The 21,897-nt window shown below is 43.0% G+C and carries 22 protein-coding genes; 13 read left to right on the plus strand and 9 right to left on the minus strand.

What is annotated here, in order from left to right; translation table 11 throughout:
* Positions 1-46: 46 nt before the first annotated feature.
* On the plus strand, positions 47-385 hold the full coding sequence (locus IEX80_RS14195; RefSeq protein WP_176628880.1) for a single-stranded DNA-binding protein: 339 nt from the start codon (positions 47-49) through the stop codon (positions 383-385).
* Positions 386-545: 160 nt separating this feature from the next.
* Here IEX80_RS14195 and IEX80_RS14200 read toward each other — a convergent pair whose 3' ends face one another.
* The 5 genes from IEX80_RS14200 to IEX80_RS14220 form a co-directional block, all read right to left on the minus strand.
* Complete coding sequence (locus tag IEX80_RS14200; protein ID WP_188833293.1) at positions 546-1,070, minus strand: hypothetical protein; 525 nt, start codon at positions 1,068-1,070, stop codon at positions 546-548.
* Positions 1,071-1,085: 15 nt separating this feature from the next.
* Entirely contained in the window at positions 1,086-2,519 is a 1,434-nt protein-coding gene (locus tag IEX80_RS14205; protein WP_188833294.1) for a PAS domain S-box protein, read from the minus strand.
* A gap of 67 nt (positions 2,520-2,586) precedes the next feature.
* Positions 2,587-3,291: an SDR family NAD(P)-dependent oxidoreductase gene (locus tag IEX80_RS14210; RefSeq protein WP_176628877.1), complete on the minus strand. Its 705-nt coding sequence runs from the start codon at positions 3,289-3,291 to the stop codon at positions 2,587-2,589.
* Between the two features lie 118 nt (positions 3,292-3,409).
* Positions 3,410-5,191: an aromatic amino acid hydroxylase gene (locus tag IEX80_RS14215; protein ID WP_188833295.1), complete on the minus strand. Its 1,782-nt coding sequence runs from the start codon at positions 5,189-5,191 to the stop codon at positions 3,410-3,412.
* A gap of 100 nt (positions 5,192-5,291) precedes the next feature.
* Positions 5,292-6,251, minus strand: coding sequence for a lysylphosphatidylglycerol synthase transmembrane domain-containing protein (locus tag IEX80_RS14220; RefSeq protein ID WP_188833296.1), 960 nt, complete (start codon positions 6,249-6,251; stop codon positions 5,292-5,294).
* A gap of 247 nt (positions 6,252-6,498) precedes the next feature.
* Here IEX80_RS14220 and IEX80_RS14225 point away from each other — a divergent pair, with 247 nt between their 5' ends.
* The 4 genes from IEX80_RS14225 to IEX80_RS14240 all read left to right on the plus strand — a co-directional run bounded on the left by IEX80_RS14225 (position 6,499) and on the right by IEX80_RS14240 (position 9,551).
* Complete coding sequence (locus IEX80_RS14225) at positions 6,499-7,368, plus strand: carbon-nitrogen hydrolase (RefSeq protein ID WP_188833297.1); 870 nt, start codon at positions 6,499-6,501, stop codon at positions 7,366-7,368.
* 45 nt (positions 7,369-7,413) lie between these two features.
* Positions 7,414-7,767 (plus strand): four helix bundle protein, encoded by a 354-nt coding sequence (locus IEX80_RS14230; RefSeq protein WP_176628874.1) that lies wholly within the window; start codon positions 7,414-7,416, stop codon positions 7,765-7,767.
* 11 nt (positions 7,768-7,778) lie between these two features.
* Positions 7,779-8,882 carry an agmatine deiminase family protein gene (locus IEX80_RS14235; RefSeq protein WP_188833298.1) on the plus strand — a complete coding sequence of 368 codons (1,104 nt, stop codon included), beginning with the start codon at positions 7,779-7,781 and terminating at the stop codon, positions 8,880-8,882.
* A 261-nt stretch (positions 8,883-9,143) separates the two neighbouring features.
* Entirely contained in the window at positions 9,144-9,551 is a 408-nt protein-coding gene (locus IEX80_RS14240) for a LiaF transmembrane domain-containing protein (RefSeq protein WP_090528441.1), read from the plus strand.
* An 84-nt stretch (positions 9,552-9,635) separates the two neighbouring features.
* Here the strand turns inward: IEX80_RS14240 and IEX80_RS14245 are convergent, their stop codons facing one another.
* Positions 9,636-10,778: a hypothetical protein gene (locus tag IEX80_RS14245; RefSeq protein ID WP_188833299.1), complete on the minus strand. Its 1,143-nt coding sequence runs from the start codon at positions 10,776-10,778 to the stop codon at positions 9,636-9,638.
* A gap of 27 nt (positions 10,779-10,805) precedes the next feature.
* Positions 10,806-10,946, minus strand: coding sequence for a hypothetical protein (locus IEX80_RS14250; RefSeq protein ID WP_188833300.1), 141 nt, complete (start codon positions 10,944-10,946; stop codon positions 10,806-10,808).
* A gap of 50 nt (positions 10,947-10,996) precedes the next feature.
* On the opposite strand from IEX80_RS14250, the gene IEX80_RS14255 reads away from it, so the two are divergent.
* The 6 genes from IEX80_RS14255 to IEX80_RS14280 all read left to right on the plus strand — a co-directional run bounded on the left by IEX80_RS14255 (position 10,997) and on the right by IEX80_RS14280 (position 16,411).
* A complete protein-coding gene (locus tag IEX80_RS14255; RefSeq protein WP_188833301.1) occupies positions 10,997-11,851 on the plus strand; it encodes a LiaF transmembrane domain-containing protein in 855 nt (284 codons plus the stop codon).
* A gap of 33 nt (positions 11,852-11,884) precedes the next feature.
* Complete coding sequence (locus IEX80_RS14260; RefSeq protein ID WP_090528450.1) at positions 11,885-12,220, plus strand: DUF4288 domain-containing protein; 336 nt, start codon at positions 11,885-11,887, stop codon at positions 12,218-12,220.
* A 28-nt stretch (positions 12,221-12,248) separates the two neighbouring features.
* Positions 12,249-13,283 (plus strand): sensor histidine kinase, encoded by a 1,035-nt coding sequence (locus tag IEX80_RS14265; protein ID WP_229701633.1) that lies wholly within the window; start codon positions 12,249-12,251, stop codon positions 13,281-13,283.
* A complete protein-coding gene (locus IEX80_RS14270) occupies positions 13,280-14,026 on the plus strand; it encodes a LytR/AlgR family response regulator transcription factor (RefSeq protein WP_090528453.1) in 747 nt (248 codons plus the stop codon). Before IEX80_RS14265 ends, IEX80_RS14270 begins: the two co-directional genes overlap by 4 nt.
* A gap of 217 nt (positions 14,027-14,243) precedes the next feature.
* On the plus strand, positions 14,244-14,942 hold the full coding sequence (locus tag IEX80_RS14275) for a L,D-transpeptidase family protein (protein ID WP_188833302.1): 699 nt from the start codon (positions 14,244-14,246) through the stop codon (positions 14,940-14,942).
* Positions 14,943-15,367: 425 nt separating this feature from the next.
* The gene (locus IEX80_RS14280) at positions 15,368-16,411 is read left to right on the plus strand and encodes a ligand-binding sensor domain-containing protein (protein ID WP_176628079.1); all 1,044 of its coding nucleotides are present in this window, start codon (positions 15,368-15,370) and stop codon (positions 16,409-16,411) included.
* Between the two features lie 44 nt (positions 16,412-16,455).
* Here IEX80_RS14280 and IEX80_RS14285 read toward each other — a convergent pair whose 3' ends face one another.
* Positions 16,456-17,346, minus strand: coding sequence for a flavin reductase family protein (locus IEX80_RS14285; protein WP_176628078.1), 891 nt, complete (start codon positions 17,344-17,346; stop codon positions 16,456-16,458).
* Positions 17,347-17,713: 367 nt separating this feature from the next.
* Positions 17,714-18,709: a fumarylacetoacetate hydrolase family protein gene (locus IEX80_RS14290; protein WP_188833303.1), complete on the minus strand. Its 996-nt coding sequence runs from the start codon at positions 18,707-18,709 to the stop codon at positions 17,714-17,716.
* 694 nt (positions 18,710-19,403) lie between these two features.
* Between IEX80_RS14290 and IEX80_RS14295 the strand changes: the two genes are divergently transcribed.
* The gene (locus IEX80_RS14295; protein WP_188833304.1) at positions 19,404-20,561 is read left to right on the plus strand and encodes a homogentisate 1,2-dioxygenase; all 1,158 of its coding nucleotides are present in this window, start codon (positions 19,404-19,406) and stop codon (positions 20,559-20,561) included.
* An 84-nt stretch (positions 20,562-20,645) separates the two neighbouring features.
* Positions 20,646-21,791, plus strand: a complete 1,146-nt coding sequence (gene hppD, locus IEX80_RS14300; protein ID WP_176628075.1) for a 4-hydroxyphenylpyruvate dioxygenase — start codon at positions 20,646-20,648, stop codon at positions 21,789-21,791.
* Positions 21,792-21,897: the final 106 nt, after the last annotated feature.

Below are 21,897 nucleotides of genomic sequence, written 5' to 3' on the forward strand. Positions count from 1 at the left end.
CTTTGTATCGTTAATTCAAACAACAATAAACATAAATAATAAAACGATGAACTCATTAAGAAACAGTGTGCGCCTGGTAGGCAACTTAGGTATGGACCCGGAAGTAAAAGTATTTGACAGTAATAAAAAGATGGTACGCCTGTCCATAGCCACCAACGAAAGTTATAAAAACGATAAAGGCGAGAAAATAACCGATACCCAATGGCATAACCTGATTTTCTGGGGCACACAAGCTAAACTTGCCGAAGACCTGCTCAAAAAAGGTGATGAAGTTGCTGTGGAAGGCAAACTGGCCAATCGTAACTATACCGATAAAGATGGTATTAAACGCTACGTATCTGAAGTAGTGGTTAACGAATTTTTAAAAGTGGGCGTTAAAGGCTGAAAAGCAAATGGCGAGATATCTAAAGCTGTGGGGCATTGGCGGGTAAGATCAGTTGATTCAAGGGCGCAGGTATCGCCAAGGGAAGAGCAACCTTCACCTGAAGTTAAAAATGCGTTTAAACTTCAGGTGTATTGCAATTTTGTAGTGATTGATTTGCCACTTAAAAAGGATACATACCCAATTTATATTTAAGGCGCATCCAAAACACCCTCAGCCGATGATTTAGCGGATTCAATTGCCAGTTGATATCAAATTTTTTATCCCGGTCTTCCTTCAGCGCTCCGTAATTCGGTATTGGAACTTTATAGTGCAGCATAGGTGGATCGCTAATTATTGTTTCCCGATACATTGCATCTAATGAAGTTTTCAGATAATAAGCAATTTCTATTATCGTAACATTTCTTTCAGCCCTGTAAACGTATAAATTGATGTCGTGAAGATTATCAAAAAGTGAAAGCAATTGCGGCAACACTTCGGCCAGCGACCGGGGTACCTTTTGATCATTCTCCTGTTTCCTCGACTTGTGCAAATCACAAAAATTCTGCGCGCTGTTTTCTATTTCAGATGTAATGTACAAACAGTTGTCAGTTATTCTGTTCCATGACGATTTCCGCGCTATTTCAAGTAAAGAAATCGTAGCGTCGGACAAATTACTATACAATGTAGTCTTGGTAATTGTATTCATCCTTTCGTCCTCGACTTACACATCCGCCTCGGAAGCCTTAATATACGCCGTTCTTTCCACAATGGAGTGTATAACCCCGTCAAGTTGCTGCGATGTTGTATCAATATGCCCGATGATCTCTTTATTGAGCGGGTTTTGAAGATCTTCATTATCAAACAAATTAACTAAACCTAAGATAGTTGCAACCGGTTTGCGCAACTCGTGCGAGCTGATATTGGCTATCGTTTGCAGCCTGTGATTTTGTTCCCGTATATTATCTTCGGTCTTTTTGCTTTCTATCAGTACTCTCAGAATATTTACAGTACGCTCAATAATACTCAACTCGTCATCATTTGGCTCACGTACAGTATGGTAATAAATACCAAACACGGCCAAAACTTTGGTATTTTTTGAACTCATTACCGGCGATGACCAGCAAGCCTTAAGACCATAGGGTTTAACAAGATAAACATAATCAGCCCAAAGGGGATCGTTTTCAATATCGCTTACAATAACCTGCTTGCGGTGAAATGCCGACGTACCGCAGGAGCCTACATTTGGCCCTATTGACAAACCTTCCAGTTGATTACTATAAGCCTGTGGCAACCGCGGGCCGGCAAGCGTATACAATTTTTCTTGTGCGTCATCAACTTCCAAAACAGAACAGATCATGTCCGGAAAGATTCTTTCAATTCCGGTAAGTAATTCAACAGCCAATTGTGCAAGTGTATATTGTGCTGTTGCATTTACTTCCAATACTCGTTTTTCGAGTTCCAATACCCTTTCCTGCCTTTTAATTTCTGTTATATCACGTATAAAAATAGCCAGATAGTCCTGATATGGATATATATTGATGCGAAGCCAGCTGTTTGAATATGCATTTAAATATTGTACCTGTATTGATTTTTTGCAGGTTAATGAAAGTTGAAACTCACTCTCTACCCTTTCAGTTAAACCAAGACTTTTAATCTGCATAAAATTGGCCTGATCAAGTTGGGTTAAGCTAAGGTTAGTCATGGCCTGGAAAGCCGGGTTAAAGGAAATTATATTCCAGTTGGCATCAAGTACAATAAAACCTTCATTAAGGCTTTGGATGGTATGCTGAACAATATCATCTCCCGATTGGCCTATCATACCGGCCAGCGTATTACCGCTCGAATAAATCAGGTTATCATCCTCATTCAATATCACCGACCAGATAATGCTAAAGTAACACCCGTCTTTTGCTTTAATACGGCTTTGGTAACCAACTAATTTTTTATTAAGCAGAAGGCTGCCCTGTGATTCTGCCTGGCGTTCTTTATCTGCCGGATGGCATAGCGCTGCGATATTTATGCCTGTTAATTCATCATCGCTATAGTTAAGGATGTTACGAAAAGCATGGTTGGTATGCATGATCACGCCATTCATATCCATGACAAAAAAAATATCTTTTGAATGAGTAAAGAGTGACGTAAACCTTGTGTCCATACGCGGCAGGTATAACATAGTTATAATAACTAAGTTATAAAAAATGTTTGCAATATTATCTAATATTTCAAGGGGTACTTGCTGCTACTGGTATTATTTTTCCGTTAAAAAATTTGCTCCCGGTTAAGGCAAAATCAGCGATATATTTACCCATTTCAAACGCCATTACAGGCGATTGATAACCAGGAAAAGCCTGTTCCAGCATCTCGGTTTGTGCCGATCCTAAAGCCAGGCAATTTACTTTGATCCCTTGTTCGGTTAACTCCTGTGCTAAACATTCGGTTAGCGTATGCAATGCTGATTTACTTGCTGAGTAAGCCGCCAGCCCCGGAAATTTAGCGCTCCCCTGAAATCCTCCCATGCTGCCAATATTAACAATGTGCGAGCCCGCAGGCATTAAAGGAAGCAATGCCTGGATAGCACGTACATGACCAATAAAATTGCTTTGCAACATCTCTACAAAATCCGACTCGAGTAATTCAGCAAATGGCTTATTGATAAGCACCCCTGCATTGTTGATTAAAATATCAACCCGATTATCAAAATGTGATGCGATGAACTGCTGCAAACCTTCATAATCATCATGCACTATATCAAATTTTAAAGCAAACAACTGGCAATCGGGGTTTAAACCATGTGCTATCTCCAGCAAACGTTCCAGTTTATCCTGTGAGCGGGCCAGGGCTATTACCTTATGGCTGCCCGAAAGTATCAGTTCAATTACGGCTTCAAAGCCCACGCCGCTACTGGCGCCGGTTATTATGATGTTCATATGCCCCCTAACCCCCTAAAGGGGGAATGATTATTTATTATTAATTTCATTTCCCACGCGTCCTTGCCTCGTTCTTCACAATGACGCGTGATTTATCCTCTAAGATGATAAATCAACGCTAAACTACCAATTTTTGCTCAACCGGGTGCTTAATCAGGTAAAAGCCGTCGCTGATGAGCTTACCATATTCAGGCTCGTTACGGCCCTTTTCTTCAAGAAAATGCTTGATTTCGGCTGCTAACACTGGGTCTACACCTTCATGGTCAAGTATTTCCAGTATCTCGAGGGCACAAAGCCAATCGTCATGATGATCTTTTTGGAGTTGCTGCCATACATTGCCTAAAAAACCATAATCACCATGGTTAATGCGGCAATTTCGTACCTGCTGGTAAAGCTTGTGCAATTCTTTGGTTTTATGATCATGCCGGGCGTGATGGGTTTCTGTTTTGGATTTATAAACAATGGTTTCATAAGCTTCCCTGTCGGCCGCGCCACAAAATACCGAAATGATCTCTTCGCCAACGGCCATGTCATAAACGCCCCAGGCCGGATCAAACAACAACGTTCCATTATCATCAGTAACGGTTACGTTATCAAAAGTGATCAGGCAGATTTTGCCATCCTCCGAAAGGATATTTTTAATAATGCCTTTTACGGTGATCCCGCTTTCAAAATGCAGTTCGGTTCCCAACCCTTTTATCATACCCGCTGCTTTCAGATCATCCTCCGAAAAATCCTCCAAAGGTGTATTGTGATAGCCTTTCAATTTACCAACCGGCGAACTGAAACCATCTTTATGATAATCTTTACCATGCCCTTTTAACTGTTTATAGTTTAGGCCCAGCGCGGTGGGACCGGTGGTTTTTATAAAATAAGGCTTGCCGGCTGCATCTGTCTTAAAATCGGTAATGTTACCCGAAACCTGCAAGCCTGAACTGTAAACAGCCGTACAGGTATTTTTGCTTTCAACGGCCTTGTTTAATCCGTAAGCACCACCTTTTCTGAAAGCCATGGTATTGGCAAACTCCTCCAGCACACTGATCAGGTTTTGAAAATCGGGGGTTACGAAAAGCTGGGGCTGCGGCTTGGTGATATCATAGGGATATTTAACAGCGTCAATAGTATACCATAGCTTTTGAACATCTTTATTCATACAGGTTGAACTTTCACCGATAGATGAAAGCAGGCCTGCACCATAGATTTTTGGCTGTTCAAGAGTGCCTATTAAGCCGTACTCTACCGTCCACCAGTGTAAGCGGCTTAGCAACGCCATTTCCGAAGGTTCACCCATATTCTCCTGGCAATAAGTTACCAGCTCTTCGGCTTTAAGGATTTCCTGTTCATCGGCATCAGGCATTTCTTTTAATATCGATAGTGCGCGGATAGCCTCATAAAGCTCAAAATCCTGTGCCGAAAACATGGCTTTAGCCCCTATCGATCCAAAATAACTCAGGTATTCATGGTAATCCTTGTCGGCAATTATGGGCGCATGCCCTGCCGATTCATGAATGATATCAGGAGCTGGAGTATATTCAATATGTTTTAACTGGCGTATATCAGCGGCGATAACCAGCACCCGGTACGCCTGGTACTCCATAAAGGCCGCCGGCGGGATAAAGCCGTCGACCGTAACAGCACCCCAGCCAATTTTGCCGAGGGCATCATTCATCTCCTGTAAATTGGGAATATGTTCAATAGTTAAACCTGCTTTTTGCAGGCCGGGAATGTACGGGTAGTAAGCGACATCCTTTAGATAACTATAATTTTGGCGCATGACATAGCGCCACACCGCATGATCGATAGGCGTATAATGCTCGTAGTGCTGGTCGACTATAAATTGTTTTAAATGACCGGGCAATGCCGCAACCTGCGGATTATTAAAATCATTAAAATGGCTCATTGATAACTGGCGATTTATAATACAACGCCAAGTTTAGCAGATGGTTGCCATGAAAACAAGTTTCAGTTTATTATTCTGAAATTAAAATAACAGCAAAATATTATTCTTCTATTGGATGATTTTCCAATTTTGGTTCTTCGCCTTTTTTAAGGCCAGCCTCAAGTCGTTTAGGAATAAGCACATAATATACACCTAATAAAGCTACAATAATTGAGATGAGATAAAATCCAAAGCTCAGGTACACAGCCATATCTTCGGCCAGGTTAAACTGCCGGGCCAGTGTAAGGAACAGCGCGTCGCGGATACCGCCGCCGCCCAAACTAAATGGAATAATTGCCGCTAACGACGAGAAAAGAAACGATAGCAGATACGGAGCAAACTTACCGTTGAAATCCTGCGCAAGCAGTAAACAAATAATGGTAAGCAATTGCATGCTTTGTACACCTATGGCTTTTAAATGTGCCTGTATAAAGTTGTGGGTGTATTCTTTAAAAAATTTACGGGCTACGGCGTAATAGATCACAGAACCAACCGATACTATACCAAGCGGCCAGGCCAGGTGATAGGGAAAACTCGGTATTAAAACAACCAGCCCCACTACAATGGCGCCTATCGCCCAAAAACCGCTAAGCCTGTCAAACAGGATGGCCCAGAACACTTTTTTTGTAGGTAAATGATAGCGTTTGTGCAACAGGTAAATTTTGTAACCATCGCCACCGATACCGCCGGGCAATAGCACGTTATAGCACAAGCCAAGAAAATACAGGCGGAGGTTGAAGCGCCAGTCTAACCGTAAACCAATGGATTTGAAATAGCTTAATAACCGCCATGATGAAAAAAACATCGACCCGATATAACAGGCAATAGCGGCAGCTAACCAGGCGCGGTCGGCATGGAGTAAGCGATATTTAATTTTAGCAAACGGCACCTTACTGAATACATAGTAAAGCAAACCACCGGTTACTACTATGATAAGGATTACTTTTATAACGCCCCAAAGCTTACCTTTCCAGGTTTTGTGTTCGGCACCTTCGTCAATGAGATCTTCTGTTTGTGTCATTCGGCTGCAAAGCTATGTTATTTTTTTATTTCGATGTATCGGATAGTCAATTAACAAAAAAACTTCATTTTGTTTTCAGGAAACATTAAAACCAGTAAATCAGGTTATTATTTCGGGGAGGGATCAATGTAAAATGGCAAAGGCAATCTCACACCAGTGTAATCGTACTTTCAACTGAGTGTAATCATAATATTAAATGGGTGAAATCCTTGTTTCAAAGTGTTATTTTTGCGCAAATTTTTTGGAGATGAGTAAAGTAAAAGTTGGTTTAGTACAAATGAGCTGTACTGCTGATAAAGAGCAGAACCTGCAAAAAGCAATTGTTAAAGTAAGGGAAGCGGCTGCTAAAGGCGCGCAAATAGTTTGTTTACAGGAACTTTTTACCTCACTTTATTTTTGCGATGAAGAAGATTACAATAATTTTAAGCTGGCCGAAGCTATTCCCGGCCCATCAACCGATGAGCTTTCAAAAGTTGCTGCCGAGCTTAATGTGGTGATCATTGCTTCATTGTTTGAAAAACGTGCTCAGGGTGTTTACCATAACACCACCGCTGTGCTTGATGCCGACGGAAGCTATTTAGGCAAATACCGCAAAATGCATATCCCTGATGACCCGGGCTTTTACGAAAAATTTTACTTCACTCCCGGCGATTTAGGTTACAAAGTATTTAACACCAAATTTGCCCGTGTAGGTGTACTGATCTGCTGGGACCAATGGTATCCTGAAGCTGCACGCATCACTGCCCTAATGGGTGCCGATATATTATTTTACCCAACCGCTATCGGCTGGGCTACCACGCAGGATGAAGCAACCAACGTTGAGCAATACAACGCATGGCAAACTATTCAACGTTCGCACGCTGTAGCTAACGGCATACACGTAGTAAGCGTTAACCGAGTGGGCGAAGAAGCCGGCGTAAAATTCTGGGGCGGTTCATTCTTTGCCAATCCTTTCGGCGCGATCATCCATCAAACATCACACGATGATGAAGAAGTTGTAGTACAGGAATTGGATCTTGATAAATCTGATTATTACAGAAGTCACTGGCCGTTTTTGAGAGATCGTCGCATAGATTCTTATCAGCCGATAACTAAAAGGTTATTAGACGAGGACTAATGTCTTGAGTCCGAAAGTCAGCAAAGTCCGAAAGAAAGAGTTTATATGAGTTTTAAGTTTGAAAAGTTAGTTGTATGGCAAAAAGCTGTCGATCTGTCGGCCGACATTCATGACCTAACCAAAACTTTTCCAAAAGATGAGTTGTTTATTTTAACATCTCAGATAAAACGGGCTGCGGATTCTATTTCATTAAATATTGCTGAAGGCTCGACCGGCCAATCAAACGCAGAGTTTAATAAATTTGTCGGTTATGCTTTACGATCGGATATTGAAGTTGTGGGATGTCTTTACTTAGCACAAAAGCGGAATTTGATATCTGACGAAAATTTTTCAAAACTATATCAGCAATGCGAAGAAATTTTAGCAATGTTGAATGGTTTGCGTAACTCTCTAAAATAACCAATTATTAAATGTCACCATTGAAAGATATATCACCCCAATCCTCACTTCCCGACTTTCGGACTTCCGGACTTTCGGACTCGCCTTTGGCGCAAGGCTTCTCTTTCCCTGCTGAATGGGCTAAACATACGGCTACCTGGCTAAGCTGGCCTCACAAAGAGGCATCATGGCCTGGCAAGATCGATACCATTTACGCGCCTTACATTGAGTTTATAAAGATTGTTACCGAAGGCGAACTGGTACGCATTAACGTGACTGATGCTGATATGAAGGCCTCGGTGATTTTCCAGTTGCAAAACGCAGGTGTTGATCTTAACAAAATAGAGATCTTTGAATTCCCGACCAATGATGCCTGGTGCCGCGACCACGGTCCGGCGTTTTTGATAAACCCTGCTACTAAACAAAAAGCCATTGTTGACTGGGGTTATAACGCCTGGGGCTGTAAGTACCCTCCTTTTGACCTGGATGACGTGATCCCTACCAAAATAGGTAATCACTTCGGTTTGCCGGTATTTAATCCCGGCATAGTAATGGAAGGCGGCTCGGTCGACTTTAACGGCAAAGGCACTATTTTAACTACCACTGCCTGCCTGCTCAACAAAAACCGCAACCCGCAGCTTAACCAGCAACAGATTGAAAGCTACCTGCAAAATTATTATGGCGCAGAACAGATCCTTTGGCTGGGTGATGGTATTGTAGGTGACGATACCGACGGACATATCGACGATATCACCCGCTTTGTAAACGAGGATACCGTAGTTACCGTTGTTGAGGAAGATAAGAATGATGAGAACTACCACATCCTTCAGGAAAACCTCGAAACGCTGAAGACCATGCGCCTGCTTAACGGCAAACAGCTAAACATTGTTGAATTGCCCATGCCTGATGCGGTTGTTTATGAAGATACCCGCTTACCGGCCTCTTACGCTAATTTTTATATAGCCAACTCGGCCGTGATTGTGCCTACTTACTGTTCAAAGAACGATGATAAAGCGCTTGATATATTAACCAAATGCTTCCCCGACCGAAAGGTTGTAGGCATTGACAGCACCGACATTATCTGGGGCCTCGGCAGTTTCCATTGCCTCAGCCAGCAGGAACCAAGCCCCCTCTAAATCTCCCCCGGGTAAGGGAGACTTGGGGCGTCGCCCTTTACGCTAATGACCATCAATGCCGTTTCTTAAAATACTAAAAAAATTAAAGCCCTCTGCATAGTGGGCTTTAATTTTTTTAGTCTCCCCTACCGGGGGAGATTTAGAGGGGGCTTTCACCGCCTTTATCCCCTACTTTACCGACATCTCCCCTTACATCGCCAACAATTGATTGACCCGCCTGCCCTGTTGCTGTAGTTTTGGGTAACATTAAAACTTAAAGCGATGAACAACGATATAATAAACACCGAAAACAAAAGAAATGGCAAAATCATGTTAGGAATAATTTTACTGGCCGCCGGTGGTTTATTTCTGATAGATCAGCTCAATGCCTTCCTTATTCCCGACTGGCTTTTTAGCTGGCCAATGTGGTTCATAGCCTGGGGCGCTTACATGGGTGCCAAACATGACTTTAAAAAACCATCATGGATCTTTATGATACTGTTAGGCATCATATTCCTGGTAAATGATAACGTTTATAACGCCGACCGCATAACCTGGCCAATTGCATTGATGCTGCTTGGTACCTGGATAGCCATCAAACCGGCCAAACAAACCGACCGGGACTTCTGGGAAAAGAACGAAAAAGCTAAACAACACTTCGACTTTGAACAACCCAAAACCGAAGCTTAAACTCAATCATCCATCATATATCAAAGCCGGGGCATTTTTAAAAAGCTCCGGCTTTTTGTTTGTCCTCCCATCGATTTAAAAATATTATAAGTCGACATAAAACCATGGCATTTTAAAAAGTCCCTTTTTCTCCATTACACGCACCGTTGAGCCAACACTTGTATGGTAATAAAAAGATTTGGGAACTATAATATATTCCGCTTCGTGATGATCCCCCCAACTATCTATCCGGATATGATAATTAGTTGCATGCTTATAGGAGATAAATTTATCGGTTACAGTTGTAGAATAGATTTGAGCACTTGACTTATCAAAAGAACAATTAACATTGGCTATTACCCCTATAGCATAAGCTGCTGAAAATATAATCATTAGTAAAAATTGCCCGATACGTGAACTATATGTGTTATTAAATCCTTTCACTGCTAATACTCCGAGAATAACTGAACCTAAAATCAGACTTGGAACAGTTAATTTATCATAGTTAGTTATGTGATAATAATTCAGAGATTTTAAAACCAATAATAATACTCCGAGATATAAGCCCGGCATTACATTGTTATAAGCGCTGTTTCTTTTAGAAATTAATGTTACAAGCCCCTTACTGAAATAAATAATCGAAATACCAATTAAAGGAAAAACCAATAATATTGCATCAGCCGCGCTGGTATCCCTCAGAAAAAACAAGAACAATACAAAAAGTACAAACCCAACAAAGTTGTATATCCCCGATAACCGTGTTATTGCTTTAAACTTGTCTGTCCTCTCCCCTTCGCTATATCCCAAATTAGCATTATTTATTATATCATTTTTCTCCTTTTCGTAATCTTCTTTATTTAAATCCTTAAGATTAGTGCGCAACCAAGAGGTTAGGTTATTAAGATTCCCGATGCTTGAATAGTCGCGAATTTTTATTTTGGAATAGCCTGCTTCTACAGGCTCAATAACAATTACCTTATTGTTAATCCTGAAACCTTTAATATCAGCACGCAAAAGCTCTTTGGTACCAAATACGGTCGTTCTTACAATACTGTAATCAGATATTATAAGCTTACTTTTAAATTGGTTTATTAATGTTACCACACCTCCCGTTCCAAATACAACGGGGAATATAATAAGTCCATTAGTCGGTTTAGTTAGCAGGAATAATGAAAAAACAATTGCTGATGTCCCCATTGCTCCATAAAAAATTCGCCAGTATAGCGATATAGTGTATTCCTGTTCCATTTTTTAATATGATAAAGTTTAGCACGGTTATTTACGATAAAAAACCGTCACAACATACAAATTTTTATTTTTGCCGGATGATAAAAAATCAACCGCAACTTTTTCACCGCCAAAACATCCCCCTTCACCGATTTCTTTAAATACGTCGCCAGTTTTTGTTTGGCTCAACTATAATGTTACCTTAGTTTTGGATATGATTTCAATTTGCAGATAATACAATGAACAACGATATAGAACGTCCAAAAGATCCTAACAAGGGCAAGTCTGTTGCCGGGATCATTTTACTTGCTGTAGGCAGCATACTGCTGCTTCAGCAATTCAACCTCTTCTTTATACCACATAATATTGTTTTGTGGCCATTTTGGCTTGTCTTCTGGGGGCTTTATATTGGCTCAAAGCATCAGTACAAAAAAGCCTCATGGCTTTTGCTGGTAGGCTTAGGTGTATTGCTTCTGCTCAGCAAAAACATCAATAATTCCGACCGTATTCTTTGGCCCTTAGCTGTAATTGGATTTGGTATGTGGCTGATATTAAGGCGCAACAAACATTTTGATCCGCAGCAATGGAAAAACGATTTCAAAGGAGAAAAATGGACCAACTGGGATAAAAAAGAGCCCTTCCAATTTGAGAAAGCCGAAACTGTTGACTATACCGTAAAAGAAGAAGGCGCCGAGATCCCCCCGGTTGATCCCTACGCTCAAAAACAACAGCAATACAACACCAAATATTCCGGCGATGATTATATCGATACCGTATCCATTTTTGGCGGGGTTAACAAAACAATCCTTTCCAAACAGTTCCGCGGTGGCGATATCGTAAACATATTTGGCGGTGCCGAACTTGATTTTACGCAGGCGGATATTAATGGCCGTATCATCATCGACATCACCCAGATCTTCGGCGGCACTAAAATTATTGTGCCATCAAACTGGCAGGTAGTATCTGACCTGGCAGCGGTTTTTGCCAGCGTTGATGATAAACGCATCAGGAGCACCGCAAGCGTAGGCAGCGAAAAGGTGCTGGTACTTAAAGGGGTATCCATATTCGCGGGGGTAGATATCCGCAGTTATTAATTAAGGCAGCTAATTACGAAAAGCATAAACAACATGAACTGGTACGTAGCAAAATTAGTTTTCAGGGTGATAAGCGGGGATGGCGACCATCAGGCGCAGTTTGATGAGCAATTAAGGTTAATCAGCGCAGATAATGAACTGGTGGCTTATGAAAAAGCCAACCGCATAGGTCACGCCAACCAGGATAGCTTTAAGAATATTGAAAAGCAAACCGTTAAATGGCAATTTATTGATGTAGCCGAGCTTAACCAGCTTGGCGAACTTACCGACGGTGCTGAATTGTATTACAACATACACGAAACACCCGATGCCGACCTGTACATTGCATGGGCGCATCATAAGTCGGCCTTATTGGGCATCAGAAATTAAACCTTAAAACCACAGAAAGTAACCCGTTTTGGAAGTTCCATCAATACAAACATCAAAACTATACGCGGCATTTGTAATATGCGGTGTGGCCTGGGCCGCACTGCAAACTTACATCATCCATAGTTTTGGTTTTTTATGGTTCACCGCCGCTACCGATGGCCTGTTAAGCGCCATATTGCTTTCATGTGCATGCTGGCTTATCAATAATAACTTACGCTACTATCAGCCGGGTAAGGGCAGCTATATTAACCTGTTTATCTGGTGCGTTGCGCTGGCAGGGATCTGCACCGCCGGCTGCCGTTACCTGTTACCGCTCATTAACAGCGACACAATTTACACCGGTTTCCTGGCCCAGTCGTTAACCATCCGCTTTTTCACCGACTTTTTAGCCATCGGCTGGATGGCCATGATCAGCTTGCTTTGGTTTTCGCAACTCGACCAGAAAGAAACCCTGAAACGCAAAACCGAAGCTGAGCAGTTGGCCCGCGAGGCCGAATTATATAATTTGAGGCAGCAACTACAGCCCCACTTCCTGTTTAACAGCTTAAATTCCATCAACGCGCTTATTGGCTTTAAACCAGATGAGGCCCGCAGGATGATCCACCAGTTATCCGACTTTTTGCGCGGAACACTTAAAAAGGACGATCAGCTACAGGTTAGCCTTACCGAGGAATTGGCACATCTTAATTTATACCTCGATATAGAAAAAGTACGCTTTGGCCACCGTTTACAAACCGAAATAAGCTGCGACCCCAAATGCGGAAGTGCCATATTGCCATCTATGCTGTTACAGCCTTTGGTTGAAAATGCCATTAAATTTGGCCTGTACGACACCATAGGCGAAGTTACAGTGAGCATTCGCGGTGAAATTGAGGATGGCTACCTGAACTTAATGGTACAGAACCCCTACGATCCGCAAACATCTAAACCAAAAAAAGGTACAGGTTTTGGTTTGCGGGGAGTGCAACGGCGATTATATTTGCTTTATGCCCGCAATGATTTAATGGAAACCCATGCGAGCGATGATCTGTACACAACCATTATAAAAATACCGCAACTATGAAGCGAGCTTTAATTATTGATGATGAACCTTTAGCCCGCATGGTTGTAAGGGAATACCTGCTTGATTTTAAAGACATTGAACTGATACAGGAATGTAACGACGGCTTTGAAGGCCTCAAAGCCATTCAGCAGCACCAGCCCGACCTGGTTTTTTTAGATATCCAGATGCCTAAAATTACCGGCTTCGAAATGCTTGAACTGGTTGAACAACCTCCTGCCGTAATATTTGCCACCGCATTTGACGAATACGCCATCAAAGCTTTTGAAGCCCACGCGGTTGACTATTTATTAAAACCATTCAGTAAAGAACGGTTTAATAAAGCGGTTGAAAAATTCCTGGCCTCAGCCGCGCCAAAACCTGCCGTTAAGCAAACGGAAGAGTTGCTGGAGACCGCCGCTACCCAGTCGCCCGCCCAGCATGAGCGCATTGTGGTAAAAACCGGCACCAAGGTAAAGATCATTCCGGTTGCCGATGTTGAATACCTGCAGGCCGATGATGATTATGTAAGTGTGATCACCAAAGAAGGCTCGTACCTCAAAAACAAAACCATGAGCTTTTTTGAGCAAACCCTTGATCCTAATCATTTTGTTCGTGTTCATCGTTCCTACATCGTAGCCATACAACAAATCACCCGTATCGACCCATACGAAAAAGACGCACACCTGGCCATCCTGAAATCAGGCGCTAAAATCCCGGTAAGTAAAACAGGGTATGTGAAGTTGAAACAGGTGCTGGGGATATAGAACCAACTGCTTACAACAAAAAAATGTCATTGCGAGGAGGGACGACGAAGCAATCGCATGCTATACAGAGCGGCTATGCATCCGTGCGATTGCCGCGCTGCGCCCGCAATGACATGGAGATTATAACCTGCATTTTTAGCCAACAAAAAATCTCCCCTCCCGCATAATTTCCTTCCAACAACTCCGTTAACTATAATTATAGTTAAAAACCTAACCAATGCCTAAACCAATTACATTGCTGCTATTAATTATATTGGCAGCACTTCACAAAACCGAAATCCCCGACAGCAAAAGAGCTAACGATGTGCGTCTTAAAGTATGGCCTAAACTTCAGAAAGAACTTAAAGACAAAGGCTTTGCTTCCTATGGCTCGGTGTACCTCCGTATTATCAAAGACATCAGCATACTTGAAGTATGGGTAAAATCGGCTAATAAATACCAGCTCTTTAAAACTTATGACGTATGCACCTACTCCGGCGGGTTAGGTACCAAAACCCGCAGCGGCGACGGTAAAAGCCCGGAAGGTTTATATACCATAGAGCCTAAACAACTAAACCCGGTAAGCAACTATTACCTGGCTATTAATGTTGGCTACCCAAATGCCATTGATAAAGCTAAAGGTTATACCGGCAGCGCCATCATGGTACATGGGCACTGTGCTTCTATAGGTTGCTATGCCATGACCGATGCACGGATAGAAGAAATTTATACCCTGGTTTACGAGGCATTTGTAGCCGGCCAAAAGCAAGTCCGTGTTGATATTTTCCCTTTCCGGATGGATGACGCAAACTTAAAGCGCTATGCGGCTTACAGACAGGATGCCTTTTGGCGCAGCCTCAAACCGGCTTACGAATTATTTGAAAAACGACAGCTACCAGTTGATTATCATCTTAAGGGGAAGGAATACGCTTATTAACCGTTGATTTTTTGATTACGCGGATGGGGCTCAAATATTTAGCTTGTGATCGGTATTATCACCAGAAGTATTCGAAAGATTTTAATTCCCTCCCTTGGGAGGGGTGCGGCTGGATTTCGTGGTGGCAGGGAGGGGTTTATACTTCATTTCAGGCGAATAAGTCTGTGAATAAAACCCCTCCCTACACCCTCCCAGGGGAGGGAATCGCACAATCCCTCGCTTTTTCTATTTCTTCCGAACACTTCTGGCGTTAACACACGCTCAATGTCAATCCGAATAAGGATTTGCATTCCCCGGGGAGGAGACTTCGGCCACCAGGCATAACATGGAGACTTTATTTACAAAGTTTACATTTTTATTTACAATCCTGGTTCTTCTGACAGTAAGGTATCAAAGTAATTTCGCTGGATCAACTTTGATATGATATGAAAAATAAAAGAAACGTTTTGTCCTGCCTGATTATTCTGCTGGCAGGAGTAATTTATTCCCCTGCACAGGCCCAGCAAAAGCATGCCGAAAGCGTAATCCCTTTCGCCGGACCTAACCGAATCACCCGTAATATCATACAAGATAAAAAAGGCAACATTTGGATTGCTGCATTTGATGGTATTTTTCGGTACGATGGGAAATCCTTTACCAATATCACAAGTAAAGTGAGTTCGGCCCGCTTTTTTTCTGTTTTAGAAGATAGGAAAGGCAACTTGTGGTTCGGCTCTATCGGTTCAGGTGTTTACCGTTACGACGGGAAATCCTTTCGTAATTTTACAATAAAGGATGGCCTTCTCAATAATGATGTTGTAAGTATTTATGAAGATAAAAAAGGCAGCATCTGGTTCGGCGTTTGGGGTGGAACAAGCCGGTATGATGGAATATCATTTCGGAATTATATCATAAACGGATATGGGATGAATGAAGACCCAACAGGGAAAACATTTCCGGATAGGGCACCTTACGAAGTTAATTCAATTATTGAAGACAGAACGGGCAAGCTTTGGTTTGCCACAAGAGGCAACACCTTTGTGTACGACGGAAAAATATTTAACGTTTTCAGCCGTAATGGTAAACCTTTTACCAATGTTCGTTCTGTAATGGAAGATAAAAAGGGCAATATCTGGCTCGCCGGCGGTGATGGACTGTGGCGCTATGATGGTAGTTCATTTACCAATTTCACCCGGAAATTTGCGGGTTACGTTTACGAAGATAAAAAAGGAAACATTTGGACAAGTTCAGAAAGTGCTGATAACCCCAACAGGGTACTTTCTGGTTTTAGCGCTAATACAGCGGCCTGGGCGCTTTCCCGTTACGATGAAAAATCCTTGTCTGATAAAAAGCCATCAGTAACCGAAATAACTAATAAGCCAATGGTTTTTGGGATTTTAGAAGATGATAAAGGAAATATTTGGTTTGGTGCTATAGGTGGAGTGTACCGGTATGATGGAAACACTATAACAGACTTTAAAGGGATGTAGCTGATGATCCGTCTCACACTGGCAGAAGAATACGTATTCAGCTATCATTCCATCAGCAACACCATCAAAGCTTCTTCAACCCGCTCTTCTTCAAGTAAATGCTTAGCTTTCAAATGTAATTGCAGCTCACGGGTCTGGCTGTCGCCGATGGTGGCATCAAGTACTTCTTTTATCTCCGGGGTAAGCGCAAAGGCTTCGATAGCCTCATCGCCGGGTATAGCTTCGAGGTTACCCAATTGCCCGAGGTTGTTACCTGTAAGGATCCTCGAGTTGCGGATAGCATAAGGCAGTGCATCAACACCTATACCCATTTTGGTATTGGGTTTGGCTACTTTAAACAGGTTATCTTTAGTAACCCGGCAATACCAGTCGCCGCCAAGCCGGGCAACCAGGTCCATTTTGGCCTGGTTTATTTTGCCATCCGCGTCTAAAACGGCATCATTAATGTGCATCATCTTGATTTCGGCGAATACAAGATTGCCGGCGCCATGGCCTTGTCCCAATTCAACAACCTCCTTAACTACACATTCCATTTGCACATATGACTCCGCCACGCGTGGCGGTTTTACCAATTGGGATGGTACAGGTGTTAAACCCGATTTAATAAACTCATTAACACCCTGCGGATACTCTACGCTTGAGAGCGAAGTTTGCTGCACCATATCATAATTAACAATATTGATCACGCATTCGGGCACTTCTTTTACATTTTCGAGCGTGTGTTTGGTGGTATTATCCCTCACCCGCCGTGATGGCGAAAAAATACATATGGGCGGATTAACGCTGAAAATATTAAAGTAACTGAAAGGGCTCAGGTTTACATTCCCGGCTTTATCAACCGTTGAGGCCAGGCAAATCGGTCGCGGAGCTACCGCAAAGTTCAGGTAGCTTTGCAGTTGAACAGGAGAAAGATCGGATATGTGGATGGTGGGCATGGACGTTTTACTTTCACCGTCATTGCGAGGTACGAAGCAATCCCCAATTGGCAGAGAAGCTATACAAGTCCCTCTGTATAGTTTGGGATTGCTTCGTACCTTATAATGACGGAATTATAAGTTATTGATTATTAAGTATATTTTCTCGATCAATTTTATAACATGGGCGTTGCCTGCGGCCCGGGCTTTCCGTTACAAGTCCTCGCCTTTCCTACCCGCAATCCCTGCACGCGCTGTGGGCTTTTCACTGCAATCCCTAACGCGGCCCCGCACGTCATAATACATTTTAAAGGTCATAACCATTTTTTCCCGGGGTTTCCTGGTGGGTTATAGCAATGACGCATTTTATGCTTACTGGTATTATTTCTTACTTCTTCAACTTCAATATCGAAAAATCACTATTGGATTTTTTAATAATATTCCCGAGCATGCCTAAACCGGTAACCTCCATTTCAACCAGATCACCCGGCTGCAGCCATTGTGGTTCATAATCTGCATTATTAAGTACACCGGTGCCATTCAGTTCAAGAAAACAGCCTGTACCAACCGTGCCCGAACCTATTACATCACCCGGTAATACATCGCATCCATAGGCAGCACGTTCAATGATCTCGGCAAAGGTCCAGTCCATATCGGCCATATTACCTGCGGATACCTGTTTGCCATTCACCACGCATTTCATCTCCAGGTTATAGGCATTCCCTGTATGACCAGGTTTTGCAGGTACTTTATATTGCTCCAGTTCGTCGGGTGTTACCAGCCAGGGACCAATCACCGTCGAAAAATCTTTACCTTTCGCCGGGCCAAGGTTCAGCAGCATTTCTTCCATTTGCAGGGTGCGGGCGCTCATATCATTCATGATCATATATCCCGCTATAAAACTATCGGCTTCGGCAGCTGTAATGTTACGCCCTTTTTTATTGAGAACAACGGCAACTTCCAGCTCAAAATCAAGTTTTTGAAAATGATCGGGCATACATTCAATTTCGCCGGGGCCTTGTATGGCGTTGTGATTGGTGAAATAAAAAATAGGATACTGATCAAACTCAGGTATCATATCCAGCTTACGGTTGCGCCTTGCCGAAGCCACGTGCTGGCGAAATGCATAACCGTCACGACATGATGTTGGATGGGGTACCGGTGCCATCAGCTCAAAAAACAGTTCCTCTTTAGCCTCTATCTTTCCCGACCGGATATCTTCGTTAACCCGTGCAGCATGCTCCATCAGTTCGGGGCCTCCCCATAAAAACTCGTTCATATTGTCGGGGATCAGCTTATCGCAGGAGTTTAAATTGTAGATATGGCCATTAACAAAAACGCCAAGATGTTCACGGTCTTCGGTTTTATAGGATACTAATTTCATAGAGTAGCTTAATTGGTATAATCAAAGCTAATGATTTTGATTGAGGGAATTATAGTGAATGGTTGATTAAGTTGAGAGGTCCCTCTCGCGGGCGTATATAAAGATATACTGCCACCGCTCGGCTCCAGCCCATAGCCGTTAACTTAAGGAAAAAACTCTTCAAAGCGAGGGAATGTGCGACTCCCCTCTTGAGAGGGGTGGAGGGGTGTGTTATTCTACGTGCAGCTTATCGCTTGTATAACACACCCCTGCTCCCGCTCTTTCCCACTACGCCCCCTCTCAAGAGGGGATTTTAAAGCGCATGTGCTAAATTAATCTCTTAGGTTAATGGCTATGGGCTGGAGCCGAGCGGCGGCGTAAGGATTAAAAAATAACTAACCAGTCACCTAATCAACCACTCACTATTCAACCCAAAACTTGCATCCTAAATATAATCCCGCTAACTTAGTATCATGTTACGCGTACAAATGCATTTTCTGTTTTCATTGGGGTTAACCTCCATGAGCGATGCGTCATCGTTCAGAGATGCTATGCTTGCCAAGATCGTGCTGGCGCAATACTAATTCCCCCTCCTCTTTCCTCTATTATTTTTAACCATTATTTATTAAATGGTCAGGCTATGCGTTACGGACTTTTTAGCCCGAACACAAATCAGCATTTTATACGTTTTATTGTTAACCAATTAAACCAATCCATGCCTCTATATCATAGTTTAGGATCAATTCCGCCTAAGCGGCATACGCAATTCCGTAAGCCCGATGGTAGTTTATATGCCGAAGAGCTGGTATCAACCGAAGGTTTTTCAAGCCTTTATTCACTGGTGTACCACGCCTATCCGCCCACCATTGTAAAAACCCTTGGCGAGCCTTATAGTGTGGAACCTAAAATAGCACGCGAAAAACACCTGAAGCATACCAGTTTGATAGGTTTCAATATCCAGCCCGAGGATGACTACCTGCAAAGCCGCAAGCCGGTACTGGTAAACAGCGATCTGCATATTTCGCTGGCAGCGCCGCGCCAAAGCATGACCGACTATTTTTATAAGAACAGCCAGGCCGATGAGGTAGTTTTTATTCACGAAGGTACAGGCATTTTAAAAACAGGTTTCGGCAATATCAAGTTCCAATACGGCGACTACCTGGTGATCCCCCGCGGCACCATTTACCAGATGGAGTTTGACGGCATGGGCAACCGACTTTTTATTGTAGAAAGTTTTAGTCCTATTCGTCCGCCAAAGCGTTACCGTAACCAGTACGGGCAGCTAATGGAACATTCACCTTATTGCGAGCGCGATATCAAACTACCGGCCAATCTGAAAACTTATGATGAGCATGGCGATTTCAAGATCCTGATCAAAAAGCAAGGCCTCATTTATCCTTATATCTATGGCACCCATCCTTTTGATTTTATTGGCTGGGATGGCTTCCATTATCCCTGGGCGCTGTCCATCCATGATTTTGAACCTATAACCGGGCGCTTACACCAGCCGCCTCCGGTACACCAAACCTTTGAGGGTAATAACTTCGTGATCTGCTCCTTTGTGCCCCGCAAGTTTGATTACCACCCGTTATCTATCCCTGCTCCTTACAACCACAGCAATGTAGACAGCGACGAGGTTTTGTACTATGTAGATGGCGATTTCATGAGCCGCAAAAGCGTGGTAAAAGGGCAGATCACCCTGCACCCCGGTGGCATTCCACACGGCCCGCATCCCGGCTCGGTCGAAAAATCAATAGGCAAAGAATCAACGGACGAACTGGCTGTGATGATCGACCCATTCAGGCCGCTGATGCTTACGGAAGACGCGATTAAGATTGAGGACGAAAATTATTATAAGAGCTGGCAAGAGTAAGGCGAAAGGTTAAAGGCGAAAGCTGAAAGGTTTTAAACTCCGGCCACTAATACAATAACTCAAAAATCATTGCAATAATTAACCATGAACACACAAACTTTAGATAAAAAAGTCTCCCCTACCGGGGGAGATTTAGAGGGGGCTGACTTCCTGCCCCTTAACGGCACCGATTATGTGGAATTTTATGTTGGCAATGCCAAACAGGCAGCCCATTATTATAAAACCGCCTTCGGCTTTCAAAACCTGGCTTATGCCGGGCCCGAAACCGGCGTGCGCGACAGGGCATCATACGTTTTGCAGCAGGGTAAGATCAGGATAGTGCTTACCACTCCCCTGCACTCTGATCACCCTATTGCCGATCATGTTAAAAAACATGGCGATGGTGTAAAAGTGCTGGCCCTTTGGGTTGACGACGCCTACGATGCCTTTGAGCAAACCACCAAACGAGGTGCCCAGCCTTACCAGCAACCGCAAACCCTGACTGATGAAAACGGCGAAGTACGAACCAGCGGCATTAAATTATACGGCGAAACGGTGCACATGTTCATTGAACGTAAAAACTACAAAGGCTTGTTTTTACCGGGATATCAAAAGCTGGAAAATAACTACAACCCGGCAGATACCGGCCTGCTATATGTTGACCATTGCGTAGGCAACGTTGGCTGGCATAAAATGAACGAATGGGTTAACTTTTATGAAGAGGTTTTAGGTTTCCGCAATATCCTCACCTTTGATGATAAAATGATCTCTACTGAGTATTCGGCTTTGATGAGCAAGGTGATGAGCAACGGGAACGGCTATGTAAAATTCCCAATCAATGAACCTGCCGAGGGTAAAAAGAAATCGCAGATTGAAGAATACCTTGAATTTTATGAGGATGAAGGTGTACAGCACCTGGCCCTTGCAACGCATGATATTGTAGCCACCGTTACCGAGCTGCAAAACCGGGGCGTTGAGTTCTTAACTGTTCCCTCAACCTATTATGATGATCTGATCGACCGCGTTGGCCATATTGATGAAGACCTTGAGCCATTAAAACGCTTAGGTATTTTGGTCGATCGTGATGACGAAGGATACCTGTTGCAGATCTTCACCAAACCTGTTGAAGACAGGCCGACGTTGTTTTTTGAGATCATCCAGCGCAAGGGTGCCAAATCATTCGGTGCCGGTAATTTTAAAGCCCTGTTTGAGGCCATTGAACGTGAACAGGAAGCGAGAGGGAATCTTTGATTTGAGATTTCGGAATTTCGATTTCAGATTTTTAATATTGAAATTATGATTAGGAGCCGGGCATTGCCCGGCTTTTTATTTGGTTGGCAATAGATTATATTTGATA

Origin of the sequence: Mucilaginibacter rubeus (assembly GCF_014643835.1) — a bacterium.
GTDB classification, from domain to species: domain Bacteria; phylum Bacteroidota; class Bacteroidia; order Sphingobacteriales; family Sphingobacteriaceae; genus Mucilaginibacter; species Mucilaginibacter rubeus.

Bases quoted from the DNA above. Each gene is read 5' to 3' on its own strand.
- IEX80_RS14195 (WP_176628880.1), top strand. From the start codon at position 47: ATGAACTCATTAAGAAACAGTGTGCGCCTGGTAGGCAACTTAGGTATG.
- IEX80_RS14200 (WP_188833293.1), bottom strand. From the start codon at position 1,070: ATGAATACAATTACCAAGACTACATTGTATAGTAATTTGTCCGACGCT.
- IEX80_RS14205 (WP_188833294.1), bottom strand. From the start codon at position 2,519: ATGGACACAAGGTTTACGTCACTCTTTACTCATTCAAAAGATATTTTT.
- IEX80_RS14210 (WP_176628877.1), bottom strand. From the start codon at position 3,291: ATGAACATCATAATAACCGGCGCCAGTAGCGGCGTGGGCTTTGAAGCC.
- IEX80_RS14215 (WP_188833295.1), bottom strand. From the start codon at position 5,191: ATGAGCCATTTTAATGATTTTAATAATCCGCAGGTTGCGGCATTGCCC.
- IEX80_RS14220 (WP_188833296.1), bottom strand. From the start codon at position 6,251: ATGACACAAACAGAAGATCTCATTGACGAAGGTGCCGAACACAAAACC.
- IEX80_RS14225 (WP_188833297.1), top strand. From the start codon at position 6,499: ATGAGTAAAGTAAAAGTTGGTTTAGTACAAATGAGCTGTACTGCTGAT.
- IEX80_RS14230 (WP_176628874.1), top strand. From the start codon at position 7,414: ATGAGTTTTAAGTTTGAAAAGTTAGTTGTATGGCAAAAAGCTGTCGAT.
- IEX80_RS14235 (WP_188833298.1), top strand. From the start codon at position 7,779: ATGTCACCATTGAAAGATATATCACCCCAATCCTCACTTCCCGACTTT.
- IEX80_RS14240 (WP_090528441.1), top strand. From the start codon at position 9,144: ATGAACAACGATATAATAAACACCGAAAACAAAAGAAATGGCAAAATC.
- IEX80_RS14245 (WP_188833299.1), bottom strand. From the start codon at position 10,778: ATGGAACAGGAATACACTATATCGCTATACTGGCGAATTTTTTATGGA.
- IEX80_RS14255 (WP_188833301.1), top strand. From the start codon at position 10,997: ATGAACAACGATATAGAACGTCCAAAAGATCCTAACAAGGGCAAGTCT.
- IEX80_RS14260 (WP_090528450.1), top strand. From the start codon at position 11,885: ATGAACTGGTACGTAGCAAAATTAGTTTTCAGGGTGATAAGCGGGGAT.
- IEX80_RS14270 (WP_090528453.1), top strand. From the start codon at position 13,280: ATGAAGCGAGCTTTAATTATTGATGATGAACCTTTAGCCCGCATGGTT.
- IEX80_RS14275 (WP_188833302.1), top strand. From the start codon at position 14,244: ATGCCTAAACCAATTACATTGCTGCTATTAATTATATTGGCAGCACTT.
- IEX80_RS14280 (WP_176628079.1), top strand. From the start codon at position 15,368: ATGAAAAATAAAAGAAACGTTTTGTCCTGCCTGATTATTCTGCTGGCA.
- IEX80_RS14285 (WP_176628078.1), bottom strand. From the start codon at position 17,346: ATGCCCACCATCCACATATCCGATCTTTCTCCTGTTCAACTGCAAAGC.
- IEX80_RS14290 (WP_188833303.1), bottom strand. From the start codon at position 18,709: ATGAAATTAGTATCCTATAAAACCGAAGACCGTGAACATCTTGGCGTT.
- IEX80_RS14295 (WP_188833304.1), top strand. From the start codon at position 19,404: ATGCCTCTATATCATAGTTTAGGATCAATTCCGCCTAAGCGGCATACG.
- hppD (WP_176628075.1), top strand. From the start codon at position 20,646: ATGAACACACAAACTTTAGATAAAAAAGTCTCCCCTACCGGGGGAGAT.